General features: G+C 39.1%; 23 protein-coding genes and 5 pseudogenes. 6 read left to right on the plus strand and 22 right to left on the minus strand.

The genetic code is table 11. The features are described 5' to 3' along the window. Positions 1-47: 47 nt before the first annotated feature. Complete coding sequence (locus KA717_12725) at positions 48-365, minus strand: reverse transcriptase N-terminal domain-containing protein (protein ID UXE63411.1); 318 nt, start codon at positions 363-365, stop codon at positions 48-50. Between the two features lie 48 nt (positions 366-413). Here KA717_12725 and KA717_12730 point away from each other — a divergent pair, with 48 nt between their 5' ends. Both KA717_12730 and KA717_12735 read left to right on the plus strand, forming a co-directional pair. After that, on the plus strand, positions 414-656 hold the full coding sequence (locus tag KA717_12730) for a hypothetical protein (GenBank protein UXE63412.1): 243 nt from the start codon (positions 414-416) through the stop codon (positions 654-656). Further along, positions 644-1,462 carry an ISKra4 family transposase gene (locus KA717_12735; GenBank protein ID UXE64643.1) on the plus strand — a complete coding sequence of 273 codons (819 nt, stop codon included), beginning with the start codon at positions 644-646 and terminating at the stop codon, positions 1,460-1,462. The genes KA717_12730 and KA717_12735 overlap by 13 nt, the downstream gene beginning before the upstream one ends. A 32-nt stretch (positions 1,463-1,494) precedes the next feature. On the opposite strand, the gene KA717_12740 is transcribed toward KA717_12735, so the two are convergent. Beyond that, positions 1,495-2,574, minus strand: a complete 1,080-nt coding sequence (locus tag KA717_12740) for an IS1 family transposase (protein UXE63413.1) — start codon at positions 2,572-2,574, stop codon at positions 1,495-1,497. Between the two features lie 1,003 nt (positions 2,575-3,577). Next, a pseudogene (locus KA717_12745) lies at positions 3,578-3,886 on the minus strand (transposase). A gap of 122 nt (positions 3,887-4,008) precedes the next feature. Between KA717_12745 and KA717_12750 the strand changes: the two are divergent. Then, a pseudogene (locus tag KA717_12750) lies at positions 4,009-5,345 on the plus strand (IS5 family transposase). Between the two features lie 471 nt (positions 5,346-5,816). Here the strand turns inward: KA717_12750 and KA717_12755 are convergent. Beyond that, on the minus strand, positions 5,817-6,338 hold the full coding sequence (locus KA717_12755; protein ID UXE63414.1) for a hypothetical protein: 522 nt from the start codon (positions 6,336-6,338) through the stop codon (positions 5,817-5,819). Positions 6,339-6,483: 145 nt separating this feature from the next. Next, positions 6,484-6,921 (minus strand): hypothetical protein, encoded by a 438-nt coding sequence (locus KA717_12760; protein ID UXE63415.1) that lies wholly within the window; start codon positions 6,919-6,921, stop codon positions 6,484-6,486. 263 nt (positions 6,922-7,184) lie between these two features. Here KA717_12760 and KA717_12765 point away from each other — a divergent pair, with 263 nt between their 5' ends. Further along, on the plus strand, positions 7,185-8,264 hold the full coding sequence (locus KA717_12765; GenBank protein UXE63416.1) for an IS1 family transposase: 1,080 nt from the start codon (positions 7,185-7,187) through the stop codon (positions 8,262-8,264). Between the two features lie 56 nt (positions 8,265-8,320). On the opposite strand, the gene KA717_12770 is transcribed toward KA717_12765, so the two are convergent. Further along, positions 8,321-8,794, minus strand: a complete 474-nt coding sequence (locus tag KA717_12770) for a helix-turn-helix transcriptional regulator (GenBank protein ID UXE63417.1) — start codon at positions 8,792-8,794, stop codon at positions 8,321-8,323. Positions 8,795-8,869: 75 nt separating this feature from the next. On the opposite strand from KA717_12770, the gene KA717_12775 reads away from it, so the two are divergent. After that, entirely contained in the window at positions 8,870-9,538 is a 669-nt protein-coding gene (locus tag KA717_12775; GenBank protein UXE63418.1) for a hypothetical protein, read from the plus strand. A gap of 155 nt (positions 9,539-9,693) precedes the next feature. On the opposite strand, the pseudogene KA717_12780 reads toward KA717_12775, so the two are convergent. Then, positions 9,694-11,030, minus strand: a pseudogene (locus KA717_12780) (IS5 family transposase). Positions 11,031-11,162: 132 nt separating this feature from the next. On the opposite strand from KA717_12780, the gene KA717_12785 reads away from it, so the two are divergent. Continuing rightward, positions 11,163-11,990 carry a hypothetical protein gene (locus KA717_12785; protein ID UXE63419.1) on the plus strand — a complete coding sequence of 276 codons (828 nt, stop codon included), beginning with the start codon at positions 11,163-11,165 and terminating at the stop codon, positions 11,988-11,990. Positions 11,991-12,523: 533 nt separating this feature from the next. Here the strand turns inward: KA717_12785 and KA717_12790 are convergent. The 15 genes and pseudogenes from KA717_12790 to KA717_12860 all read right to left on the minus strand — a co-directional run bounded on the left by KA717_12790 (position 12,524) and on the right by KA717_12860 (position 22,529). Then, a complete protein-coding gene (locus KA717_12790; protein UXE63420.1) occupies positions 12,524-12,973 on the minus strand; it encodes a hypothetical protein in 450 nt (149 codons plus the stop codon). Positions 12,974-13,101: 128 nt separating this feature from the next. Continuing rightward, positions 13,102-14,058, minus strand: coding sequence for an orange carotenoid-binding protein (locus tag KA717_12795; protein ID UXE63421.1), 957 nt, complete (start codon positions 14,056-14,058; stop codon positions 13,102-13,104). A gap of 10 nt (positions 14,059-14,068) precedes the next feature. Next, positions 14,069-14,191: pseudogene (locus KA717_12800) on the minus strand (Red carotenoid-binding protein). 616 nt (positions 14,192-14,807) lie between these two features. Then, positions 14,808-14,975 (minus strand): annotated as a pseudogene (locus tag KA717_12805) (CsbD family protein). Between the two features lie 765 nt (positions 14,976-15,740). After that, entirely contained in the window at positions 15,741-15,950 is a 210-nt protein-coding gene (locus KA717_12810; protein UXE64644.1) for a phage holin family protein, read from the minus strand. Positions 15,951-16,188: 238 nt separating this feature from the next. Continuing rightward, complete coding sequence (locus tag KA717_12815; protein UXE63422.1) at positions 16,189-16,377, minus strand: YqaE/Pmp3 family membrane protein; 189 nt, start codon at positions 16,375-16,377, stop codon at positions 16,189-16,191. A 69-nt stretch (positions 16,378-16,446) separates the two neighbouring features. Continuing rightward, a complete protein-coding gene (locus KA717_12820; protein ID UXE63423.1) occupies positions 16,447-16,764 on the minus strand; it encodes a hypothetical protein in 318 nt (105 codons plus the stop codon). 221 nt (positions 16,765-16,985) lie between these two features. After that, the gene (locus KA717_12825; protein ID UXE63424.1) at positions 16,986-17,525 is read right to left on the minus strand and encodes a BON domain-containing protein; all 540 of its coding nucleotides are present in this window, start codon (positions 17,523-17,525) and stop codon (positions 16,986-16,988) included. A 4-nt stretch (positions 17,526-17,529) separates the two neighbouring features. After that, positions 17,530-18,174, minus strand: coding sequence for a signal transduction histidine kinase (STHK), LytS (locus KA717_12830; GenBank protein UXE63425.1), 645 nt, complete (start codon positions 18,172-18,174; stop codon positions 17,530-17,532). A 91-nt stretch (positions 18,175-18,265) separates the two neighbouring features. Then, on the minus strand, positions 18,266-18,559 hold the full coding sequence (locus tag KA717_12835; protein ID UXE63426.1) for a hypothetical protein: 294 nt from the start codon (positions 18,557-18,559) through the stop codon (positions 18,266-18,268). Positions 18,560-18,665: 106 nt separating this feature from the next. Continuing rightward, complete coding sequence (locus KA717_12840; protein UXE63427.1) at positions 18,666-19,055, minus strand: hypothetical protein; 390 nt, start codon at positions 19,053-19,055, stop codon at positions 18,666-18,668. A gap of 294 nt (positions 19,056-19,349) precedes the next feature. After that, on the minus strand, positions 19,350-19,532 hold the full coding sequence (locus KA717_12845) for a CsbD family protein (GenBank protein UXE63428.1): 183 nt from the start codon (positions 19,530-19,532) through the stop codon (positions 19,350-19,352). 49 nt (positions 19,533-19,581) lie between these two features. Continuing rightward, positions 19,582-20,757, minus strand: coding sequence for an IS4 family transposase (locus KA717_12850; GenBank protein UXE63429.1), 1,176 nt, complete (start codon positions 20,755-20,757; stop codon positions 19,582-19,584). A 17-nt stretch (positions 20,758-20,774) separates the two neighbouring features. Further along, on the minus strand, positions 20,775-20,969 hold the full coding sequence (locus tag KA717_12855; protein ID UXE63430.1) for a transposase: 195 nt from the start codon (positions 20,967-20,969) through the stop codon (positions 20,775-20,777). Between the two features lie 489 nt (positions 20,970-21,458). Next, positions 21,459-22,529, minus strand: a complete 1,071-nt coding sequence (locus KA717_12860; protein UXE63431.1) for a DUF4214 domain-containing protein — start codon at positions 22,527-22,529, stop codon at positions 21,459-21,461. Positions 22,530-22,683 lie beyond the last annotated feature (154 nt).

Raw genomic sequence — 22,683 nt, forward strand, 5'->3', positions numbered from 1 at the left:
TCCTTGCCCGAAATCAATGCACAAGTACCGATACTAGCTCGCGTGAACTAGTGTTCCTCTTCGACAACCTGCGGAATGTGGGTTACAGGTTTAGCCTTAGATTCTATTTTGAGATTTTGGGCTAATTGTAACCTTTCGACAGGCTTCAACGATTTGATTCCATCTATGCCTGCTGTTAATTTACCACTATTATCCTGTGTAACTTTTCTGACAGCTAAGAGTTTTGCTGATTGAGAATTCAACAAGAGCTTCTGAAGCTTATGAACGCATTTGACATCACCATGTTTACTAGCTTGATAGATGCGCTTTTGCAAGCGGAAGACTGCCCTTTGAATTTTCTTCCAAGGGATGTCTTTCGGGTACATCCCGGATAAAGTAGTACATAGAATCTGGGGTAAAATGGAAAAAAACTGATGAGCGAAAAAAGTATGTTACCGATTCCCCCAGAAGAAAAAGCACTGTTAAAACAGCATCTCACCGAATCAGCCCGTATCCTGCGCAAATATACGGAACCAGAGAAACAGAAGGACTTTGGAAGCATCGAAGTAGAAGTCAGAACCCAGATGTTAGAAATTGTGGGGCCAACAATGGGGGAGTTTTTTTTTCAGAAGGGGGAAAAAAACGGTCTGGAAACAAGCGAAAAATCAAAACCCTAGTCGGAGAAGTGGAAATAAGCCAAAAACAAGCCAGAAAACTAAAGGTGTCGCCAAAAATCGTCTTAAGTCCAGGTTTAGAGAAATGCTGTCTAAGAGCCAGTGCGAAAACATCCTACCAACAAGCAGAAGAAGATATAGAGGAGTTGATGGGGATAAAAGTAGGACATAGCAGTTTACATCGCTTGGTAGAACGGACAGAACTGCCCTTAGCTCAAGCTCAGTCAGAGAGTGCGGGGGTCAGTATAGATGGGGGAAAGATTTGTCTGCGGGGCGAGGAGAAGGAAGGGGGACAGTGGCGAGATTATAAACTGGTGAGTCTTCATGGCAATGTCTGTGAAGCCTTTTTCCAAGACCCAGAGGGCTTAAAGAATTGGAGCAATGTTCAACCTTTGTCTCCAATAGTGACCTTTTTGGGAGATGGTCATCCCGCAATCTGGAATGCGGTAGAGAGTTTCGCCACTCAATCGTGGCTGATACGACGAGAGGTGTTGGATTGGTATCATCTCAAGGAGAATCTGTTCAAAGTGGGTGGCTCTCTCAAACGGCTAGAAGCAGTGGAGCATTTACTGTGGCGGGGTTTTGTGAACAAGGCAATAGATGCGTTTGATGGAGTCAAAAGCAAGAGGGCAAAGAATTTTCAAGCCTATTTGACGAAGCATTATCAGCGTATCCCTGATTACCAATACTATCAACAGCTTGGTATTGTGATTGGTTCTGGTGATGTGGAGTCTAAGATTAAACAGGTGGGAGCTAGGGTTAAATTGTTGGGAGCACGTTGGCATCTTCATGGCACTGGTATCGTCTAGCTAGAAGCTACAAACGTTGCAATACGGGATGTTCAAGAAATCAGGCGAATTTGGAGTAAGTCCTCCCAAGTAAACCCTTTTTCAATTATACCGAGAGCTACAGCAGGAACTTTTCTCGTAGTAAAATGGCTGCGAACAAAGTTATGAACCATCCAGAAAATATCTAGGACTCGCTGTAATCCCACAACAGATTTAGCATAAGTATTTGTACGACGACGAAAGGCAGATAAATAGCGTCGGATAGCACTATTAAATGCCTCAACGTGGTTGGCATGGACGTCCTTTTCTTCTGGTTTTTCTGTTGTCTCAGGATGTTCTGGTTTCGGAGTTTCTACTTTCTTGAGTTTACCCTCAGAATCTCGACGTTTACTACTCTTATTTTTTAGTCTTACCACCATACCCTTCGGTAATACTTTGGTGGGACGACCTCGCTTTCCAGTCCTTAATACTTCGTGACAAATATCAAATAGCAGTTGACTATATCGCTTTTCTCCATCTGTAAATAACTGGAGAGATTCTGCACTCCTTTCAAATAATTCCGCTACCGTCATCATTGCTTCTAGAAATAATTTCTGCTCTTTTCGACCACATTTTAAATGCCAAATAAAGCGGCTTGCCCTGTCCATGAGCACGATTGTCCATCCCTCAGAGGCACTTGCTTCTTTATTTTTTCCAACTTTTGTGTATAGTTCATCCCCTTCTATTACTAATTTAACAAATTCATTCACTAAGGCGTATAAAAATAATGTCTCTTGTAATCCTGATAATTTCTTTTCCCAATTCAATATTGTTGTTTTCGCGTAGCCAAATACTCGGGCTGCTGCATTTAATCCTATTCCTTCTATTCTGGCTTTTAATACTTTTACAATTTCACTTAATGGGGTTTCTAAGCCAGCGATTACGCTACCATAAGTCTCAGCAAAACAAGAACTACGTTCTTGACAAATGAACATTTTACGTTCCCCGTTACCTTTCGTTTGATAATAAGAATGTATTTTTACGTTTTCACTATAGCAATGAGGACAGTTTTTCTTGAATAAGGCATCCTCTTTCTCTTGGCACAAGCCAACATCATTCAGGATTTTCATAGAGCTTTTCTTTAATATTGACATTGTTTTCTGTTTCCTTCTTCTTTGATATAATGACAATAATAATAGTATAATAAAAACGGGCCGATGTCTAGTCTTAAACTATTTTTCTATTTTCTCAAAGCCTTACGCCATAACTTTTTCCAACTTTGATCAGACGATACCAGTTCCATCTTCATAATGTTTCTCGTATTCTTCGGCTACGATGTGCTTATCTCAATCACTCTCCTCTTTTGAGTGTCAATGTATTATCTTAAGTGGGATGCACCCTGTCTTTCCATTCCACCATATTCTTTTCAGAATTGTTTTGGACATTCATGCTACTTGAGCCTCTATCTTACAAATACAAGTGAGTTCGTCTGCCTATCCTGTCGATTACTAACAGGCATTTGCTTCTAACTCAATCCTTCCTCCCTAGAACCTGAATTACTTCAGATATTGCGTCTTGGTTGACTACCTACGAAATCGTAGGAATTCTAGGAAGGTTACTTCGTTCCTTGATTGACTTTTGTGACTACTTTAGATTTCAACTCTCCACCGAAGCAAAATTGGATACTCGTACTTGACACTTCGATACCAAGTACCTCTTGCTTATTGCCTTTTGGCTGGTGGCACGTCAACTTTATTTTGATGGGTTGCTAGATTCTCAAAGCCTTGCCAAAATAGACTTACGGGTTCTTGTAGCCCCTCATTTCAAGATTGACAGACCACTAGTGTGTGTCAACCCTAATTTCACACTTTGTCTGTAACGATGGTTCGCTCGTTGATTCCTTTGGGTAATCATGGTAGTCGTTGCTAACGATTTCGAGAGTAAGGGTTACTCTTTCCTCGTATTTAACCCCGCTTTACGGATTGAAGACCATTCGCTACCGTAGGGGTTATGCTTTTCCATCGAGTATGGATGGTCGGGATTTTCACCCGCAAGCCAATCAAAGTTGTCAAGGTATTTTGACTTTTGATGAGGTTGCTTCCTCACTGCTTGTCATTGCTTAACGATAGTTTTCTATCGTCCCTTGCTAGTGGTCTGTCAATTTTCTATTTGTGGATAAAGACGCTTGAGACGGATACGAGCCTCAGCCGTCGTGAATTGCCAATCTACCGACTTTTGGGAATGATTGCGCTGAGTGTACCAAGCCGTTGTTTCTTGCTCTAAAGTTTCCCGATCTGGAATTCGACGAGCTAGGCATTGCCGAGTCATTGCGGACAGCTCGTTTTCAGCAATATTAAGCCAACTGCCATGTTTTGGGGTATGGTGAATTTCCAACCGTTCGACTAGACGACGAGCCGTGGAAGGCTCAAATGCTTCATATAGTGAGGCAAGTTTGTGAGTATTTAGGGCTTGCTGAAAAAAGCTGAGACCTTTACGGAGAAAAATAGTAGGCGAATTAAGAACCGCTAGAATGCACGAAAATAGGGTAGAATGCCTCAAAACCATTGCATTAAGAAGAGAGAAAGCAGATGTACCGAAAGCAACAGTACTCAATTGAAACACCAGAAAACTTGAAAAATCTGTTCGGCGGGCAGTTAGACGAAGAAAATCGTTGGATAGAAATGTCAAAAATGATTCCCTGGGAAGAATATGAGGAAGAATATGCAAAAAACTTCACAGAAAAAAAAGGAGCCCCAGCCAAATCATTTAGAATGGCATTAGGAGCATTAATTATCAAAGAAATTTCAGGAAAAAGTGACAGAGAAACAGTAGAACAAATAAAAGAGAACCCTTATTTACAGTACTTTATAGGAATGGAAAGCTATAGTAGCAAAGAAGCATTTAATGCGTCAATGATGGTTCATTTTCGTAAAAAAATAGGAATGGAATTAATAAATAAAATTAATAAAGAAATAGAAAAAAAAGCGACGGGTGTAGCGTCAGAAAAAAAGAAAATGAAGGAAAGTTATTGTTAGATGCGACTTGTACACCAGCAGATATAAAATATCCAACGGATATAGGAATATTGAATGATGCCAGAGAAAAAACAGAAAAAATAATAGATAAGCTGTATGAAGAAATAAAAGAGAAAAGGAAAGAAAAGCCGAGGACTTATAGGGAAGTGGCAAGAAAAGAGTACTTAGCCATAGCAAAAAAACGTCGTGTGTCAAAAAAAGAAAGAAGAAAAGGAACAAAAAAACAACTAGGATATATAAAAAGAAACTTGTCTCATATAGAAAAAATGATAGAAGAGGGAGCAAAGTTAGAAAAACTAACGAAAAAAGAGCAAGAAGAGCTTGTAACGATAGGAAAAGTGTATGAGCAACAGTTAGAAATGTATGAAAAAAAGACAAATAAAGTAGAAAACAGAATTGTGAGTGTAAGCCAACCTCACGTGCGTCCAATAGTGCGTGGAAAAGCGGGAAAAGCAGTAGAGTTTGGAGCTAAAATATCGGCAAGTAATGTGAATGGCTTTGTCTTCTTAGACAAATTAAGTTGGGATAATTACAACGAATCGGGAGATTTACAAGCGCGAATAGAAGAATATAAAAGGGAAACAGGATGTTATCCGGAATCGGTTCATGTGGATAAAATCTATCGAACAAAAGCGAATCGAGCTTATTGTAAAGAAAGGGATATAAGAATGAGTGGTCCCCGATTGGGAAGACCGCCGAAAGAGGTGAGCAAAGAAAAAAAGAAAGAGGCACGCTCAGATGAAAGAGTGCGTAATGCCATTGAGGGTAAATTCGGACAGGGAAAGAGGAAATTTAGTCTTGGTCGAGTGATGGCCAAACTACCTGAGACCTCGGAAACGGTAATTGCGATGAACTTTTTGGTAATGAATCTTTCTACTCTACTTCAGAAGACAAAAAGTAAAAAGTTGTAGAGTCGTTTTTCTTGTGAAAAATGGTGTTAATTTTCCTCTCTTTTGTGAGGAGTGATTTGTGTTGACCTTTTTAGACAGAAAGGAACAATAGATTAAACAAAATCTGTATTTTGATTTGTTTCCATAAGGATAAGTTATCTATGCTTTTTCAGTCCATACTTCCCTAACCCACATTTCTTTCGTTTTTTGACTTTTTCAGCAAGCCCTACTCTACTTCAGAAGACAAAAAAGAAAACAAAAAGTAAAAAGTTGTAGAGTCGTTTTTCTTGTGAAAAATGGTGTTAATTTTCCTCTCTTTTGTGAGGAGTGATTTGTGTTGACCTTTTTAGACAGAAAGGAACAATAGATTAAACAAAATCTGTATTTTGATTTGTTTCCATAAGGATAAGTTATCTATGCTTTTTCAGTCCATACTTCCCTAACCCACATTTCTTTCGTTTTTTGACTTTTTCAGCAAGCCCTAATTAGCCAAGCTCCTTTAACGGCAGTACCAGAGACAACTTTGTTATCGTCCCAGCCAACTATTGCTACAGAATGTCCCGTTCCTTGAGTACCTGGATTATAGTAAGTGTCTGTCGCATCGTTGAAGAAGGAGTCATCCCAGTTCATAGAGGTGGTAAGTGCGCCCAGACTTATCAGAGATTCTTTAATTTCAGTATCAGTATCGAACCAAAGAGTTTGACCGACATAGTAGCGAGGAATACCGCCAGGAGAAGGTCGATCATCGTAATCATGGTAGGGATCGTCTATTTCATCAACAGGGCCATCTCCCCGACTGAGATAGGCTACACTGAACAAGTCCAATCCACCATCACATGGGCCAATATCGAATCCGTGATAGTTTTTAAGGTGATTTTCTGAAAAATCTTGGGCGGTTCCTCCTGCTTTGAGAATTGAGCTTTCCAAGGAAGCGTAGGTACCGAATGTCCAGCAAGAACCACAATTTCCCTGATCTTTGACGGAAGTAACCAATCCCAAAGTTCTTAAGTCATAAGATACAGGAGCGGATAGTATTCCTTGAGAGGTCGAAACAATTGGATTACCAAAGTCAGTTATCGCATAGGGTTTGATTTCTAGTTTTTTAGCAGTGGGAACTTGTGAAGTCGAAACAATTGGATTACCAAAATTCAGTTATCGCATAGGGTTTGATTTCTAGTTTTTTAGCAGTGGGAACTTGTGAAGTCGAAACAATTGGATTACCAAAGTCAGTTATCGCATAGGGTTTGATTTCTAGTTTTTTAGCAGTGGGAACTTGTGAAGTCGAAACAATTGGATTACCAAAGCTATTCGCAGTAAAGGGCTTATCGGCCTTTAGCAAATAAAGGTTATTGAGAAAAGAATTAGGACGAGAATACAAAGCTTCCTTTTTTTCTTTCAAAATTGGCGTATCAACTACTGCAAAGGAAACAATCTCGAAAGGGTCGGAATTCAAAGAACTTTGTGAAGACAAAAATGAGTTACTATCATCTGAAGTCTTATAGGCAAGTCCAGTCAAATCATCTATAGTGGGAACAAGAGAATATCGCTTTGGAGTGTTGGTTTGTTGGTTATTCATAATGTCAATCCTTCAAAATTTGTTTTTAATATCTTTCTTCCTCAATACTCCTCAAAATAAGCTGTAAAAGAAATACGATGATCCGCGTATAAGATTATGAAGACATTGCAACAAACTGGTACTGGTATCGTGTGATCAAAGCTAGAAAAAGTTATGGTGTAAGAGTTTGAGAAAATAGAAAATAACTTACGACTGGACATATTCCCGTTTTTGTTATACTATTATTATTGTCATTATATTAAAGAAAGGGAAAACGGAAAGCAATGTCAACATTGAATAAAAGCTCAATTGACCTCCTAAGTGATATTGGCTTACCTCAAGAGAAAGAGGAAGCCTTATTTCAGAAAAACTGCCCTCATTGCTATAGTGAAAAAGTAAAAATACATTCTCATTACCAAACGAAAGGTAACGGGGAACGTAAAATGTTCATCTGTCAAGAATGTGGTTCTTGTTTTGCTGAGACTTATGGTAGCGTAATCGCTGGCTTAGAAACCCCATTAAGTGAAATTGTAAAAGTATTAAAAGCCAGAATGGAAGGAATAGGATTAAATGCAGCAGCCCGAGTATTCGGCTACGCAAAAACAACAATATTGAATTGGGAAAAGAAATTATCAGGATTACAAGAGACATTATTTTTATACGCCTTAGTGAATGAATTTGTTAAATTAGTAATAGAAGGGGATGAACTATACACAAAAGTTGGAAAAAATAAAGAAGCAAGTGCCTCTGAGGGGTGGACAATCGTGCTCATGGAAAGGGCTAGCCGCTTTATTTGGCATTTAAAATGTGGTAAAAAAGAGCAGAAATTATTTCTAGAAGCAATGATGACGGTAGCGGAATTATTTGAAAGGAGTGCAGAATCTCTCCAGTTATTTACAGATGGAGAAAAGCGATATAGTCAACTGCTATTTAATATTTGTCACGAAGTATTAAGGACTGGGAAGCGAGGTCGTCCCACCAAAGTATTACCGAAGGGTATGGTGGTAAGATTAAAAAATAAGAGTAGTAAACGTCGAGATTCTGAGGGTAAACTAGAGAAAGTAGAAACTCCGAAAACTGAACATCCTGAGACAACAGAAAAACCAGAAGACAAGGATGTTCATGCCAACCACGTTGAGGCATTTAATAGTTCTCTACGACGCTATTTAGCCGCCTTTCGTCGTCGAACAAATACTTATGCTAAATCTGTTGTGGGATTACAGCGAGTGCTAGATATTTTCTGGATGGTTCATAACTTTGTTCGCAGCCATTTTACGACGAAAAAAGTTCCTGCGGTAGCTCTCGGTATAATTCAAAAAGGGTTAACTTGGGAGGACTTACTCCAAATTCGCCTGATTTGTTGAACCTCTTGTATTGCAACGTTTGTAGCTTCTAGCTAGACGATACCAGTGCCAACAAACTACCCCTTGAGTAATCCTAATCTTTCCAGTGCAAGCATCACAGCACCAATGCGAGTTTGAACACCCAGTTTTTTATAAATATTCTCCAGATGTTTTCGTACCGTTCCCTCGCTGCAAACCAATAATTTTGCGATATTGACATTACTTTTATCCTTAGAAATCCAAAAAAGAACTTCTGCCTCACGCCTAGTCACTCCTAGCAACTCTAGAAGAGTAATTGATAAAGGCTGTATTTCTTTTTCGTTCAACAGCAAAAGATACTGTTCCCGTATGGGATCGGATACAAGGTTGATGACTAACTTTTTTTCTCCTTTTTCAATGTTTAAACTTAAACAGGGAGAAGATTCGTCAACGTTGCAAGAAAGTTGTGAAATCTGATGATTGAACCAATGCTGCAAATTTTCTGGTAATGCGGGTAACTGGACAGTGGGAAGTTCTCGAGGCGTGTAAGTGGAGAAAAGAAAATCGGACATCCGATACAAAAGAGTGCCGTTATGTCCGAAACTGGCTGATATAAGAAAATCGATAGCCAGTGCTATCTATCAATTATGCAACTATGTCAGCGACTAGAGCAAATCCTAGAGAATCTCCGTCCAGCCTTTAGCCGAGAAGCAACGTTCCAATGGTTTATCCTGTTAGTCTGGGGAGTAGTGCTCAACAGCCAACCCAGCGCAATAACTAGCTATGTCAATGCCATTGGCTTAACAGAGAGCTACTACAATCAGGCTCTACATTGGTTTGATTCCAAGGCGTTTAGGGTCGAAGGACTAACTTTACAATGGTCAAAGTGGCTAAGTCAGCATGAAAGTCTATACAGAATTAAAGGGAAACGGGTGTATGTGGGTGATGGCATCAAAGTGGGGAAAGAAGGACGCAAGATGCCAGGTGTAAAACGACTACACCAAGAATCGGAAGATGTGTCCAAGCCAGAGTGGATAAGGGGTCATTACTTCAATGCCTTGAGTATTTTGGTGGGAGTAGGGAAAGCCTGCTTTGCCTTGCCCTTAGTGTTGCGGCTAGACGATGGCATCAAGTCCAAAGCAACCGAGAAGGGGGAGGGAAAAGGCAAAAAAAAGGTGAAGACGAGCCTGGTGACAAAAATGGCTGACCTTTGTGTTACTTACGCAGAGGCAGGGAGTTATGTAGGGCTTGCTGAAAAAGTCAAAAAACGAAAGAAATGTGGGTTAGGGAAGTATGGACTGAAAAAGCATAGATAACTTATCCTTATGGAAACAAATCAAAATACAGATTTTGTTTAATCTATTGTTCCTTTCTGTCTAAAAAGGTCAACACAAATCACTCCTCACAAAAGAGAGGAAAATTAACACCATTTTTCACAAGAAAAACGACTCTACAACTTTTTACTTTTTGTCTTCTGAAGTAGAGTAGAAAGATTCATTACCAAAAAGTTCATCGCAATTACCGTTTCCGAGGTCTCAGGTAGTTTGGCCATCACTCGACCAAGACTAAATTTCCTCTTTCCCTGTCCGAATTTACCCTCAATGGCATTACGCACTCTTTCATCTGAGCGTGCCTCTTTCTTTTTTTCTTTGCTCACCTCTTTCGGCGGTCTTCCCAATCGGGGACCACTCATTCTTATATCCCTTTCTTTACAATAAGCTCGATTCGCTTTTGTTCGATAGATTTTATCCACATGAACCGATTCCGGATAACATCCTGTTTCCCTTTTATATTCTTCTATTCGCGCTTGTAAATCTCCCGATTCGTTGTAATTATCCCAACTTAATTTGTCTAAGAAGACAAAGCCATTCACATTACTTGCCGATATTTTAGCTCCAAACTCTACTGCTTTTCCCGCTTTTCCACGCACTATTGGACGCACGTGAGGTTGGCTTACACTCACAATTCTGTTTTCTACTTTATTTGTCTTTTTTTCATACATTTCTAACTGTTGCTCATACACTTTTCCTATCGTTACAAGCTCTTCTTGCTCTTTTTTCGTTAGTTTTTCTAACTTTGCTCCCTCTTCTATCATTTTTTCTATATGAGACAAGTTTCTTTTTATATATCCTAGTTGTTTTTTTGTTCCTTTTCTTCTTTCTTTTTTTGACACACGACGTTTTTTTGCTATGGCTAAGTACTCTTTTCTTGCCACTTCCCTATAAGTCCTCGGCTTTTCTTTCCTTTTCTCTTTTATTTCTTCATACAGCTTATCTATTATTTTTTCTGTTTTTTCTCTGGCATCATTCAATATTCCTATATCCGTTGGATATTTTATATCTGCTGGTGTACAAGTCGCATCTAACAATAACTTTCCTTCATTTTCTTTTTTTCTGACGCTACACCCGTCGCTTTTTTTTCTATTTCTTTATTAATTTTATTTATTAATTCCATTCCTATTTTTTTACGAAAATGAACCATCATTGACGCATTAAATGCTTCTTTGCTACTATAGCTTTCCATTCCTATAAAGTACTGTAAATAAGGGTTCTCTTTTATTTGTTCTACTGTTTCTCTGTCACTTTTTCCTGAAATTTCTTTGATAATTAATGCTCCTAATGCCATTCTAAATGATTTGGCTGGGGCTCCTTTTTTTTCTGTGAAGTTTTTTGCATATTCTTCCTCATATTCTTCCCAGGGAATCATTTTTGACATTTCTATCCAACGATTTTCTTCGTCTAACTGCCCGCCGAACAGATTTTTCAAGTTTTCTGGTGTTTCAATTGAGTACTGTTGCTTTCGGTACATCTGCTTTCTCTCTTCTTAATGCAATGGTTTTGAGGCATTCTACCCTATTTTCGTGCATTCTAGCGGTTCTTAATTCGCCTACTATTTTTCTCCGTAAAGGTTTCAGCTTTTTTCAGCAAGCCCTATGTAATTTTGGATGCTTATTTTGCTTGCGAACCAGTGCTCAAAAGTTTTCGCCAGAACGCCTTGCATCTAATCACAAGAGTGCGTTGCTCCACCGTCGCCTATGCCCCCTTTTGTTCCGTGCCGACGCTGACGGGGAGAGGACGACCACGGATTTGGGGGAGTTCGATAAAACTAGAAAAGCTGTTCGCTCTGGCGGCGGACTTTCCGACAGCTAAAGTCTGGCTCTATGGTCAACAAGTCACGGTTTCTTATCAGTGCTTTGAGTTCCACTGGGATAGTCCCCATCAGCTCGTCAAGTTTGTTCTGACCCAATTGCCTAACGGACGACGACTGATTCTGCTTTCTACTGATCTCTGTTTGACTGGACCTGAGATTATTGCCGCTTACGGTCTCCGATTTAAGATTGAAGTCACTTTTCGTCAATTAGTCCATCTTTTGGGCAGCTTTGCCTATCGTTTTTGGCTTAAGAGTCTTCCTACTTTACCTACCTGGCCCAGCAATCTTATCCTCAGTGACTATCCACAAGCTGTTCAGACTCAGATTTTAAACAAGGTAGAAGCCTTTGAGCGTTTTGTTAACCTTAATGCCATTGCTTTAGGGCTACTTCAAATTCTCGCCTTAGAGTTACCCCAGGGGATTTGGGCTAATTTTCCTCGATGGTTTCGGACATTACCATCCCATGGCTACCCTAGTGAACGGATTGCTCAACTAGCCCTTCAACATCAAGCCCAAATGATTTTTCCTCAAAGTCCACCCAGTCTGCTTTTGCCTAAATTCCTTACCGCTAAACTTGCCTCTTCCTCAAGCCCTGATATGCTTACTTTCGTCGCATAGTCATTACCTTATCTGGCATCCATAAACTTCCCACTGTCCAGCGGGTAAGATACAGGGTGAAAAATACTGATTCAACAGATATTCCACTCGTTGAGTCATGAATCGTACCTGCCCATCGATCGCCAAAATAATCAGACCAATCTGATCCAAACCGTGTTTGAATTGGGTTAATATTGGCTGAATTTGACTCAATATAGGGTTATTGTCATCTGTTTGCATCAGATGGGGACGCAGTAGATTCAAGACACAATAATCGCACCTTTCAGAATTGGGGAGATCGCAATTTACCGAAGTTCTTTGCATTGATTTTATAAACTTCTCTACTAGTCAAAAATTACAAGTTTTATCGCATAAAAGGCTATCAAAACTGATATTTATCGATTTAAGCGTTGTTGACTGATAATTTTCTGTATTATTACTTGGGTGAAATTATGACAAAATATTTCCTGCTTTACATAAATGTTTGAGCTTTTGAGTTTAAGGTTTGAATTGACATGGGTTTCCCAGAGTTTTATTGAACAGTTGAGCAATCGTTACGATTCTTCTTTTTGGCCAGATTCCACTGCAATTTTGGCATCCAATCGAGCAGCGATCGCTTCTAGAGTTGCTTTTTCGGCTTCTTCTAGGGTAATCATCGTTAAGTAGATAGCAGTAGCCGCATATTCTTCAGCTTTATTGGCTCGATGTTCAAGTTTTTTGACTTTACGATCTGCTTTCCATTCATCGACATTTTCCTTGATATTTTCCTTAACTTCAGCTTCTTTTTCCTCAAATTGAGCTTGGATTTTAACGCGATATTCCTTAAATTGATGCTTTTTAGCTTCTAAAGCTGCTTTGGCTTCATCAAGCTTTGACTGAATCTCAGTTTGAGTCTTTTTGGGAGCAGACTGAAGGTTTTCTTTCAGAGATTTTACTCGGTCTTCAACGGCTTCCAAATTATCATGAAGTTGTTGGGTGAAATTATCAATTGCGGTACTCATCATCGGTTCCTCATAAAATGGAAATTAGCTAACAAAAAAGACAATCAATAACAATCCAGTAATTAAGATGATCGCTCCTACTCCCAGCACAACATAGCGCGATCGCGGTTAAGGTGTGGGTTCAACGACTTTTAGTTGGAAGTTAGGTTTAATAATTCTTGGGGAGTTGCTAACAAATCAATACCGACAAAGAAAATTTGATTATCTGGATCGAGTAAGAAACGCCAAGCCAAATCAATCACCACACGGCCCCCAAACCAAGGCGTTTGCACTTTTCCAGTTACCTTAATTTGGGTAAACCCGTCTTCTGTTTTTTCAGAAACCCCTCGTTCTGGCATCAATTTGAGTCCATAACACTCATCTCGCATATAGGCCAGAATATTTTCTTGACCAACAATTGGTTCTTTAAATGGCGGCTGTAAGGCTCCATTACTGGTAAATAAAGCGACTGATGATTCAAAATCAAAGGCGTTCATCGCCTCCATATAACTCAGTATAGTCTTGTTACTAATTCCTTTAATACTGACTGTCGTTCGAGGTGGCAATGATTGAGGAGGAACAACAGGATGGACAACTTTAGAATGCCCATTCTTTGACCCATAGCCCATATTAGCGACAATATCTTGTAAAACAGTCAGTTGTTGGCCACCTTCCAATTTACGGAGAGATAGAATAACTTCAGATGCTATTTTTGAGAGTTTATAATGTTTAGGAATTGGCGCAACAATTCCCTGTTTCATCCACTCGCTTAACTGATACCAGAAGCCTAATTTTACATTAGTCCCAAAGGAGGAATAGGTATGGCAAAGGGGAGTATCCGCATGATTTACTAAATCACACATTGCCTGAGTTTGTTCGCTAAATGGCATTTGCTTTATTTCAGTCAAAAGGGCTTCGGCAAATATCATATTGACGACGGATATCGCAGCAGGCGTAATCGTAACTCCCATTTCTGTATAAGTAAACCAAAGTAGGGCTAATTGGTCTTCAGCAATCAGTTGATTAAAGGATTCAACAGTTGTGGGAATAGCATCAGCAATTTGAGTATCAGGAAAAATTGTTCGGGCAGATTCGATGGTAAAAGACATGGGAAAAACTCCATAGTAATGCTAATTGATCTTCTGCACTCAGTTGATTAAAGTATGCAACAGTTGTGGGAATAGCATCAGCAACTTGAGTATCAGGAAAAATTGTTCGGGCAGATTCGATGGTAAAGGACATGAGAAAAGCTCCAAAAACTTTAGAAATGAGAGATTTAAACAGCCAGAAATTTGAATGTGAATCAAATAAAAAACCAAGTCCCCCTTAAAAAGGGTAGTACCAAAAGTAGGGGGATTAAACCTATCTCAATTCAAGGAGATGCCTATACACGATTACTGTTTAAGAAGAAATCAATTTTAACCAAGCCGTTGCCTGAAAAATAGATTGTAAACAATACCAATCAATACCAAAACTAAAAGCAAGTGAATGAGGCTACCCCCGATATGAATCGAGAATCCTAACAGCCAGAGAACGAAAAGTACAACAACAGCAGTCCAGACGATATCAAACATAATGACCTCTTAAAAATAAGATAAAAGTATTGAAAATTTAGTCAGAGCAAAAAATGGTTATATTCATGAAGAAGGGTATTGTAAACTGTTTCCTTTTTATAAGAAGTACAAGAAGGAAGAAGAAACCCTTTTTTAATCAGGGTTTTATGATATCTCATCTGCATAAATGTTCTAGTGTTTTACCTTGAGAGTAATTTGAATGAGTTGAAAATAGATGAAATTTGAAAATAGATGAAAATCGCTTGTGATTGACTTAGATAACCTAGAGGTTATTTCAGTACTATTTAATTGAAGATGCCTTGAACGCCTTCTTTTATGTCTTCTACGACATTGCGAGCCTGGCTTTCTACTTGCTTGCCTTTACCCATTGCTTGATCCTGGCGATCACCGGTGATGTTGCCTTTGGTTTCCTGAGCCTTGCCCTCTAGGTTTTTGGCAACTGCTTTTGTCCGTCCTGTTAACTGGGTTTTATCTTTAAGGTTTTCAGCCGCACTAAGAGCTTGACTTTCAACTTGCTTGGCTTTTCCCATCATTTGATTTTTGGGATCACCTGTCATATTCCCGATCGCCTCTTGAGTTTTACCTTCAATATCCTTAGACATTGCCTTGGCTTTATTAAACATGGCAATTTGAGGTTGAGGACGATTAATCAGTTGATTGATAGGCATTGTCGCCCAGGATTCTTGAGTTCCAAAACTGAAAGTAATCGTGATAACTAAGATAGTCGTCAAACTCATGTAGTAAAAGAAACGACGAAGTTGTTTAAAAGGAACCATGGTTAACCTCAAAAAAGAATTGATTAAATAGCAGAAATATTGACCTAAGTCAGGTTACTTATTCTGCTTCTGTCTATTAGTGTAATCAGTGTTTGTTTGATTTCCTGAGTGAATTGATTCAGCTTAGATTGATTGATTGAATACGATACAAAACTTAATCAAAAAACGGCTAAATTTTAAGATAACAAGTTTTTATTACAAAAGCATAGTAGTTAATCTGTCTTAAGTAATTAGGAGACCTTAGAAAAATAATGTTTAAATCCCTTTCAAACAGCTAAATTTTGCCAACTGTAAGAGGATCTAAACATTTATATAGCAATTTTCATAAAAGTGAGTCATGGGCAAGGGGCTTAAGCCCCTTGTTAGCAAAACTTGTAGAGACCTTACCAAAGTAAAAAACGCTATAATCTGAGTCAATTTTAAGACGAGTCGGAGAAATTTTTAGCTATTGCTAACTACAGAAGGAGATTGACCAATATTTCTCTCAGCGAAATAGCTATTGAGAAAAGTGCTGGCAAAGGACAGGATCACTGGCCCAAAAATAAATGCTAATAAGCCACTCACGACAAAGCCGGGGACAAAAAGAGATGCTAACCAGAAGCAAAAGCCGTTAACCACGAGAGAAAATAATCCTAATGTCAAGAAATTGATCGGTAGTGATAGGACAGCAAGAACAGGGCGAAGGACAGAATTGACTACTCCGAGACAACTGCGGCAAATAATGCGGCTGGGAAATTGGCAATATCGACTCCTTGCACAACTAAATCAACGATTAGCAAGCCTAATGCAGTTGCTAAGGTAGTAAGAAGATAGGCAATGATATTGTTGTTCATATTTTTAAGCGAATAAACAATTTGAAAGAGGTAAATTTGAGTTGATAAAACCAGCTTTATTTGTAAACTGATTCATTGATAGCTTGATCTTGTTTAGCGATCGCCCAAACGGCATGAATACTACCTGGAACCCAACCCAGTAAGGTCAGCAGAATATTGATAAACAGCGTCGAACTCACTCCAAAGGCGAGAAAGACACCCAGGGGCGGAATGAGGATACCAAGTACGATGTACAGTAATTTCATGATTTCTGATTCACTTTTTTATGTTTTAATTGTTTTTGGTTAAGGCTACACAGCTATAGAAATAGATATTTAATCCTTTGTAATGCTGTGCCAAAATGTTTTCAATTTTTGCTTAATAATGCCTTCTTTGATGGCGGCAGTTGAACCCGCTTTAGCAAATCGGCGATTAGTTGCGTCCTGCTTTTGCTCTAGTGGAATCGTGTTGCTATTTTGGGCATCAGATTTTGTTGTCTGATACCAATCTTTAGCACGACCAAACTGCTGTTTGATTTTGTCGTAGCGATCGCCGTAACGCAATTTTAGTTCCTGATCCAACTTGGCAACCTGTGCTTTGAGATGCTTATACTGTGCCTTAAATAAGGAAGATGTATCGATTGTTAATGTCATAACTAATTGTTTTTAACCTGATGATTTTATGCACAGATAAGCTCATTTCCGAATAGTCAATTTTCTTGGAAAGAAGATCAGAAATGGGCAATTCTGTATTGCAATTTAGTAATATATAATGGTTATCGTAGAAGCTAAAAATGTTAAGCCCCTACGATATACATTGTTAACCCTAAAATGCCATTATTTTTTGCTTTTATGGTTAGCAATAGGAAAGAATATTAAGGCTTAACAACTGCTTTAACGATGACAGTACGAACCCCTTTAATTTCCATTGCTAAGGGTTTAACTTTATCGAGTTGTTCCTGATTCATTACCACCCCCGATACTGTAACTTCGGCGTTTTTGGCAGAGACAGTTAGTTTTCCACGAGGAATATTCGCCTCTAATTTACTTCGCACTTCACTGGCTAAGTCTCCCTCGGCACGTTTTTGAGGATCTCCGCCCATATTATTTCGTTGTTCCCGCGCTTGAATATCAGCATTTAGCTGTTTTTTACGGGTTTGACTTTGCGCATCATTCTGAGTTGCAGTAGCATTTCTTGCTGTTGCTACTTGTCCATTCGTGTTAGTTGAATTAGGAGATTCCGATGTGGTTTTAGCTCCGCCACAAGCTGATAGAGTTGCTATCAATAAAATATTGGCCAGTAGCAGTAACTTAGAATTTATGCGGATGATCTTATTCATGGTGTAATCCTTAATGGTGTTTGAGCTTTTTATCTCCCTAAGTCTTCCTATAAAAAGAAGACTTACTTTGCTCAATTTCCTAAACTCGTAGGAGAGGACGGGTTGTTGGTGTGGTGGTAGTCACAGATGTCACGGTTGGAACAGTTGACACAGATTCACTCGGTAAGTCGTAAATATACCATTCATGAATGTGATGTTTACTGAAGATGGATTCGGCTAAATTGATGTCGGAATCTGAGCCTTCAACCATCACTAAATATTCACCTTTAGCAACGCGATCGCTATAAAGATGAGCACGATCTTCAGGAATCCCTAAGCCGATTAGACCACCTGCCAAGCCGCCAGCAAATGCTCCGATAACTCCTCCCGAAATGGCTGTAGCGATCATGGTTGCTGTAGCTCCTGCCAACATCACCGGGCCGACTCCAGGAATAGCCAGAATGCCCAGACCGACCAATAAACCTGCAAAACTGCCGATACTTCCCCCCGCGATCGCGCCATCCTGAGCCGTCTCATTAGACTGATTATGATGGGAATCTAAATCACCAACATTGACTAGCCGATTGCTAGTATTTGCTCCTGTCACTTCTGTATGGCTATTAACATCATGTCCGACGATGGAAACTCGATCCATCAAAAAACCGGTCATTTTTAATTCTCGCAAGGCAATTTCAGTGGTTTCGTAATCTGAGAATGTACCGACAGCCCGTTGTTGTAAAATCATGATTTTTTCCTAAAATTAATTAGTGGGTTAACTAGAATGATATTCAGACATCACGAAAGAAATGAAAGATTCTTAAAAATGTCTAAATACTTTAATCTTGCTTTGTTATTTTGTGTTTTTGCTCTGGCACGTCTCCAGGTTTTTCATAATACATCTCTGGCTCAATACTAAAGTTATCAACTAAACCTTCTTTATCAACAGTAAAACCACTCGTTGTATCGATACTCTCAGAGCCTGCTGGATGTTGATCCAAATGTTTAAAATGGTCGCCTTCATGCTCTTTTCTCGCAGCGGTTTCGGCTGGGATAATATGCGGGTCATAGCTATCAGGGGTCGGGGAATCATTCTGGCGTGGGGCCGTTTGAGCGGTGGGAATCTTCATCATTTTTTCTCTGGTAGTTTAGGAATTTTAGTGATCAGTTGTCATGGCTCTAATCAATGACAAACTAATAAACTTTAAATCTTTAGCTTTTTATAGTTAACTTAATTAACTAGTTCATTGCTTCACGAGCTTCAGCTTTGATATCAGCAGTTGCCTCACTATCTTGCTTCCCAGCTTGTTTTGTTTTGCCGCCGGGTTGATAATCAGGACTGACAATGCTGTTATTCATTCCTTCTAGCGTTTGGGCTTTAAACTCTGTAGCCTTTTTCGCCTTAGCATTTTTGGCCTCTGGAGAATTGCCTTGTTTATTTTTACCCATTATTTCAGCTTGACTCATAGTGGCAATTTGAAGCTGAGGTTGACTAATGGATTGCGTAAAGGACGTTGCAGCCCAACTATTTTCAGTCCCTAGACTTAAAAAAAGAGAAGATACCAGCAGCAAACTTAAGCTTATAGTCAGAAAAAAGCGACGAAATGGTTGTAGTGAAATCATTTTCAACTCCATGAAGAATTTAATAACTTAATCGTCTGTTGAGAAGAAAAATCAATTTTTAGTTTAATAGTAAAGAAGGGTTACTAGTACTTGATGCCATAAATTGATCGGAGAATAGATCCGTCACGGTTTGAAGAGACAAAACCTAAAATTAGATTGATTTATGTTATTTAATACTAGTAACCAGCGATCCTAAAAAAATCTTCCCGAGGAAAGTATTCCTAAAAAAAGAGAGTTTCAAATCTTCGTCAGTATGATGTGTGCGACATTTGCCTCAGCATCACAATAACAAATCAACGACTAGTCGATAGCCTTTTTTACAGAATCCTTGGCATCTTCAACAGAGTGACGAATTTTTGCCTCTGCTTGTTTTGCCTTGCCTTCTGCCTGATCTTTAGGATCTCCACTGAGATTGCCTAAGCCTTCTTGAACTTTACCTTCAATATTTTTGGCAGTTGCCTTAGCTTTTTCTTGTAAACTCATGATGGACTCCTAATGGAATGTGAGGACTTTCTGACTCTGACTTTTCCCGTTAAGTGCGGATTGCAAGCTGCCAGCCTTGGCAAAGGTCATGCAACTTCAACCAACCGCGCCAAAGGACTTGGATACCGAGAGGAGTTTTACGACGATGTTCAAGATAACCACCAAGAAAAGCAACAGACTCGACAGCCCAAGCAACAGTCAAAATAGGGGGAAGTTTTTGAGAGGCGGCTGCTTTTAACACCTGAAGTTGAAGAGGATTAAGAATTTCAATCGCGAGAGCATCGGGCTGGGTACGATGAAGATAAGTAACGTGTAAAAGTTCAACAGCAATGACACTTAAAAAACCCAAAAGAGTTTTCATTCCATCAGAGGCAAGTCGATAACGCTCACTCTGACAACCAGACTTAAGGACTTTATGAAATTCTTCAACCCGCCATCGGTAGGTGTACCAACGAAGAATAGTGACAGCCATCTCAATAGTCTCAACAACTTCTGTAGTCAGAAGCATCCAAGATAAAGGAGTTTCGCCTTCGGGACAATCGATTTCTGTCGCATAAACAGCATAGACATTCAACGGGTCACGATTATCAAAACGATAGGGAGTTCGTAGATTAACTGAGCAAAATCGGACGGCAAGCTTAACCTTCCGTGCTTTTCTTTTTCCTGTACTCGGAATCTCGATTTCTTGATGAAAACGAATCGGTTCTGATTCCAAATGTTGCCAAAGTCGTTCACTATTTTTGTCTAAACTACGATTATGAGACGCTCTGACCAGCACTCCTGTATGCTTGAGTTGACGCACTGAGTCAAAGACTTCTGAAACATCTCCTTCTCTGTCAAATACATGAATTACCCTCGTTGAACTTTCTACCTGTTTCTCACAGGTGTTTAGAGCCTCTACCCATTTGTAGGATTCTTTTTCCTCAAATGGTCTTTGACGAGCTGCTTTTCTTTGTTCTTTCTGTCTTTCTTTTTTCTGCTTCGCCGTTTCATCTGTTGGGGGCTTTTCTTTTACCTCCCTATTCCACAGTTTTTGCCATAATAAACCTAATACTTGTCCTTTTTCTGGCTCAATTGCTAAAGCACTATGCAGTATTAATCCATTCCCTCCTTTTCCAGTCGGCCCATACCCTTCCCTTTTTTCCTTGATATTGCGATAATCTAAGAAGGTCGTATCTCCGACTGATAGCATTATCTTATATTCTTCTACGGCGGCAGTTGTCATTTCACAGTGCGGCTCTATTATCTTGACAAAGTCTGTTTTCGGATTCCCAAAAATTCATAGGCCCTCTTTAACTCGTTTCCTCCCTTAAACACTTCTGATAAGGCTTTTCCAAACCCCTCACTTAACTTTTTCCCAATCGAGAAGGCACGATTGTTTAGCCTCTCGTCTCCCAATTCACAACTGGCAAAGTTTTTTGTCCACCATTCCAACATTTTTTGACCTGCCCTTTAAGATTTTCTCCATTTTACAGTCTCATACTCCCTTCATCCTTTGTTTTTGAAATTTGAACGATAAGCGGGATGATGGCTTCAGAATATTTTTTTCCTGTCAAGAGAATCATTACTCAAACCCTTGCCAGATAAAGCCTCTAGAAGTTTGCATTGCTGGATTTTGGACTTAACGGGAAAAGTCAGTTTCTGACTGAGTCGAATGAACAACTCGGTTTCTATTTCTTAAGATAATGAACGATTGGTTTATTTCCTGTTTCATTTGATTAAATTTGTATGAATTGCTTGAATATGACACAAAACTTAATCAAAAAAATTTAAGTGTTTAAACTTTTAACTCTCCCAATCAAAATTTCCCCACCGCAAGCGACGGGTATGGAAGATGTTTTGCTCGCAAACAGACGGTTTCCATTGCAATTTTAAATTTTTCGCTGCAAGCAGCGGGGAATTAAACCCAAGAGAGATCAAGAGAGATTAAAAGCAAAGACCTGTAATTTGGCAAACCATATCTTTGACTCCATCTCCAAAAGTAGAAGAGCCATTGGGTTGATTATAGTTATCATTATTGTTTTGGTTGTTAGCTTCAGGGCTATTGGCAATTTCATTACTAATATCCTCAAAACTTCTGCCATTATTAATGGCATTGCGATAGCTTTGTAATCCTTTAGCATCAGCATTTCGCCCTAAATACTCTCGGTATAAATTGTTGATAGCTTGATTAAATTCTTGGCTACTCACTAAATTGCGGCGTGCTTGGGCTAACGACCAGCTTTGATTATAATTTCTTAAGTCATTAGCGTTGGCATTACGCCCTAAGACCTGGACATAGAGATCATTAATTTCATTCGCATTGTTATACGATTGGTTATAATTCCCATTATTACGAGGTCGATTATAGTTGCCATTGTTGTAATTGCCATTGTTACGGGGGGAATTGTAATCATTATTATTGTAATTCCCATTATTTTGATTTCTGTTGAGAGACTCAGGACTATTCGCAATTTCATTCCTGACTGCCTCAAAACTTACACCATTAATAACGGCGTTTCGATAACCCTGCAATCCACTGGCATCAGCATTTCGACCTAAATACTCTCGATAGATATTGTTGATCGCTTGATTAAATTCCTGACTGTTAGCCAGATTAAGGCGTGCTTGAGCTAATGACCAGCCCTGATTATTAATCGTTTGACTATAATTTCTTAAATCCTTCGAGTTGGCATTACGTCCTAAAACCTGAACATAAAGAGTATTAATTTCATTAGAATTATTACTAGACCAGTTGTCATTATTATTATTATTAGATTGATACCGAAAACTACCGTAATTTTGACAATTAATCACGTTCTGATCACGGAAACAACTAATATTGGCGCGACTACGATTATTGTTATTAGAGCTATACTGAAAGCTGCCATAGTTAGGGCAACTAATTACATTGCGATCGCGGACACAGGTAATACGTTGAGACTGAGCTAAGGCTGGGAAAGAATAGATTAAACTAGCGGTTAGAATAGTAGCAGCTGATAAGATAAGTGGTTTCATTTTTAAAAATTCAAATTCTGAATAAATGCTTGAATAAGCAGTTGAATAAACGACTTATTTATACCTTGAGCCTGGCAGAGTAATGATTGATTTTCTGTTTGAATTGAGTGAATTGATAAAATAGAACGTAGTTTTTTAGATTTTCTCAAGAATT

The organism is Woronichinia naegeliana WA131, assembly GCA_025370055.1.
Lineage (GTDB): Bacteria > Cyanobacteriota > Cyanobacteriia > Cyanobacteriales > Microcystaceae > Woronichinia > Woronichinia naegeliana.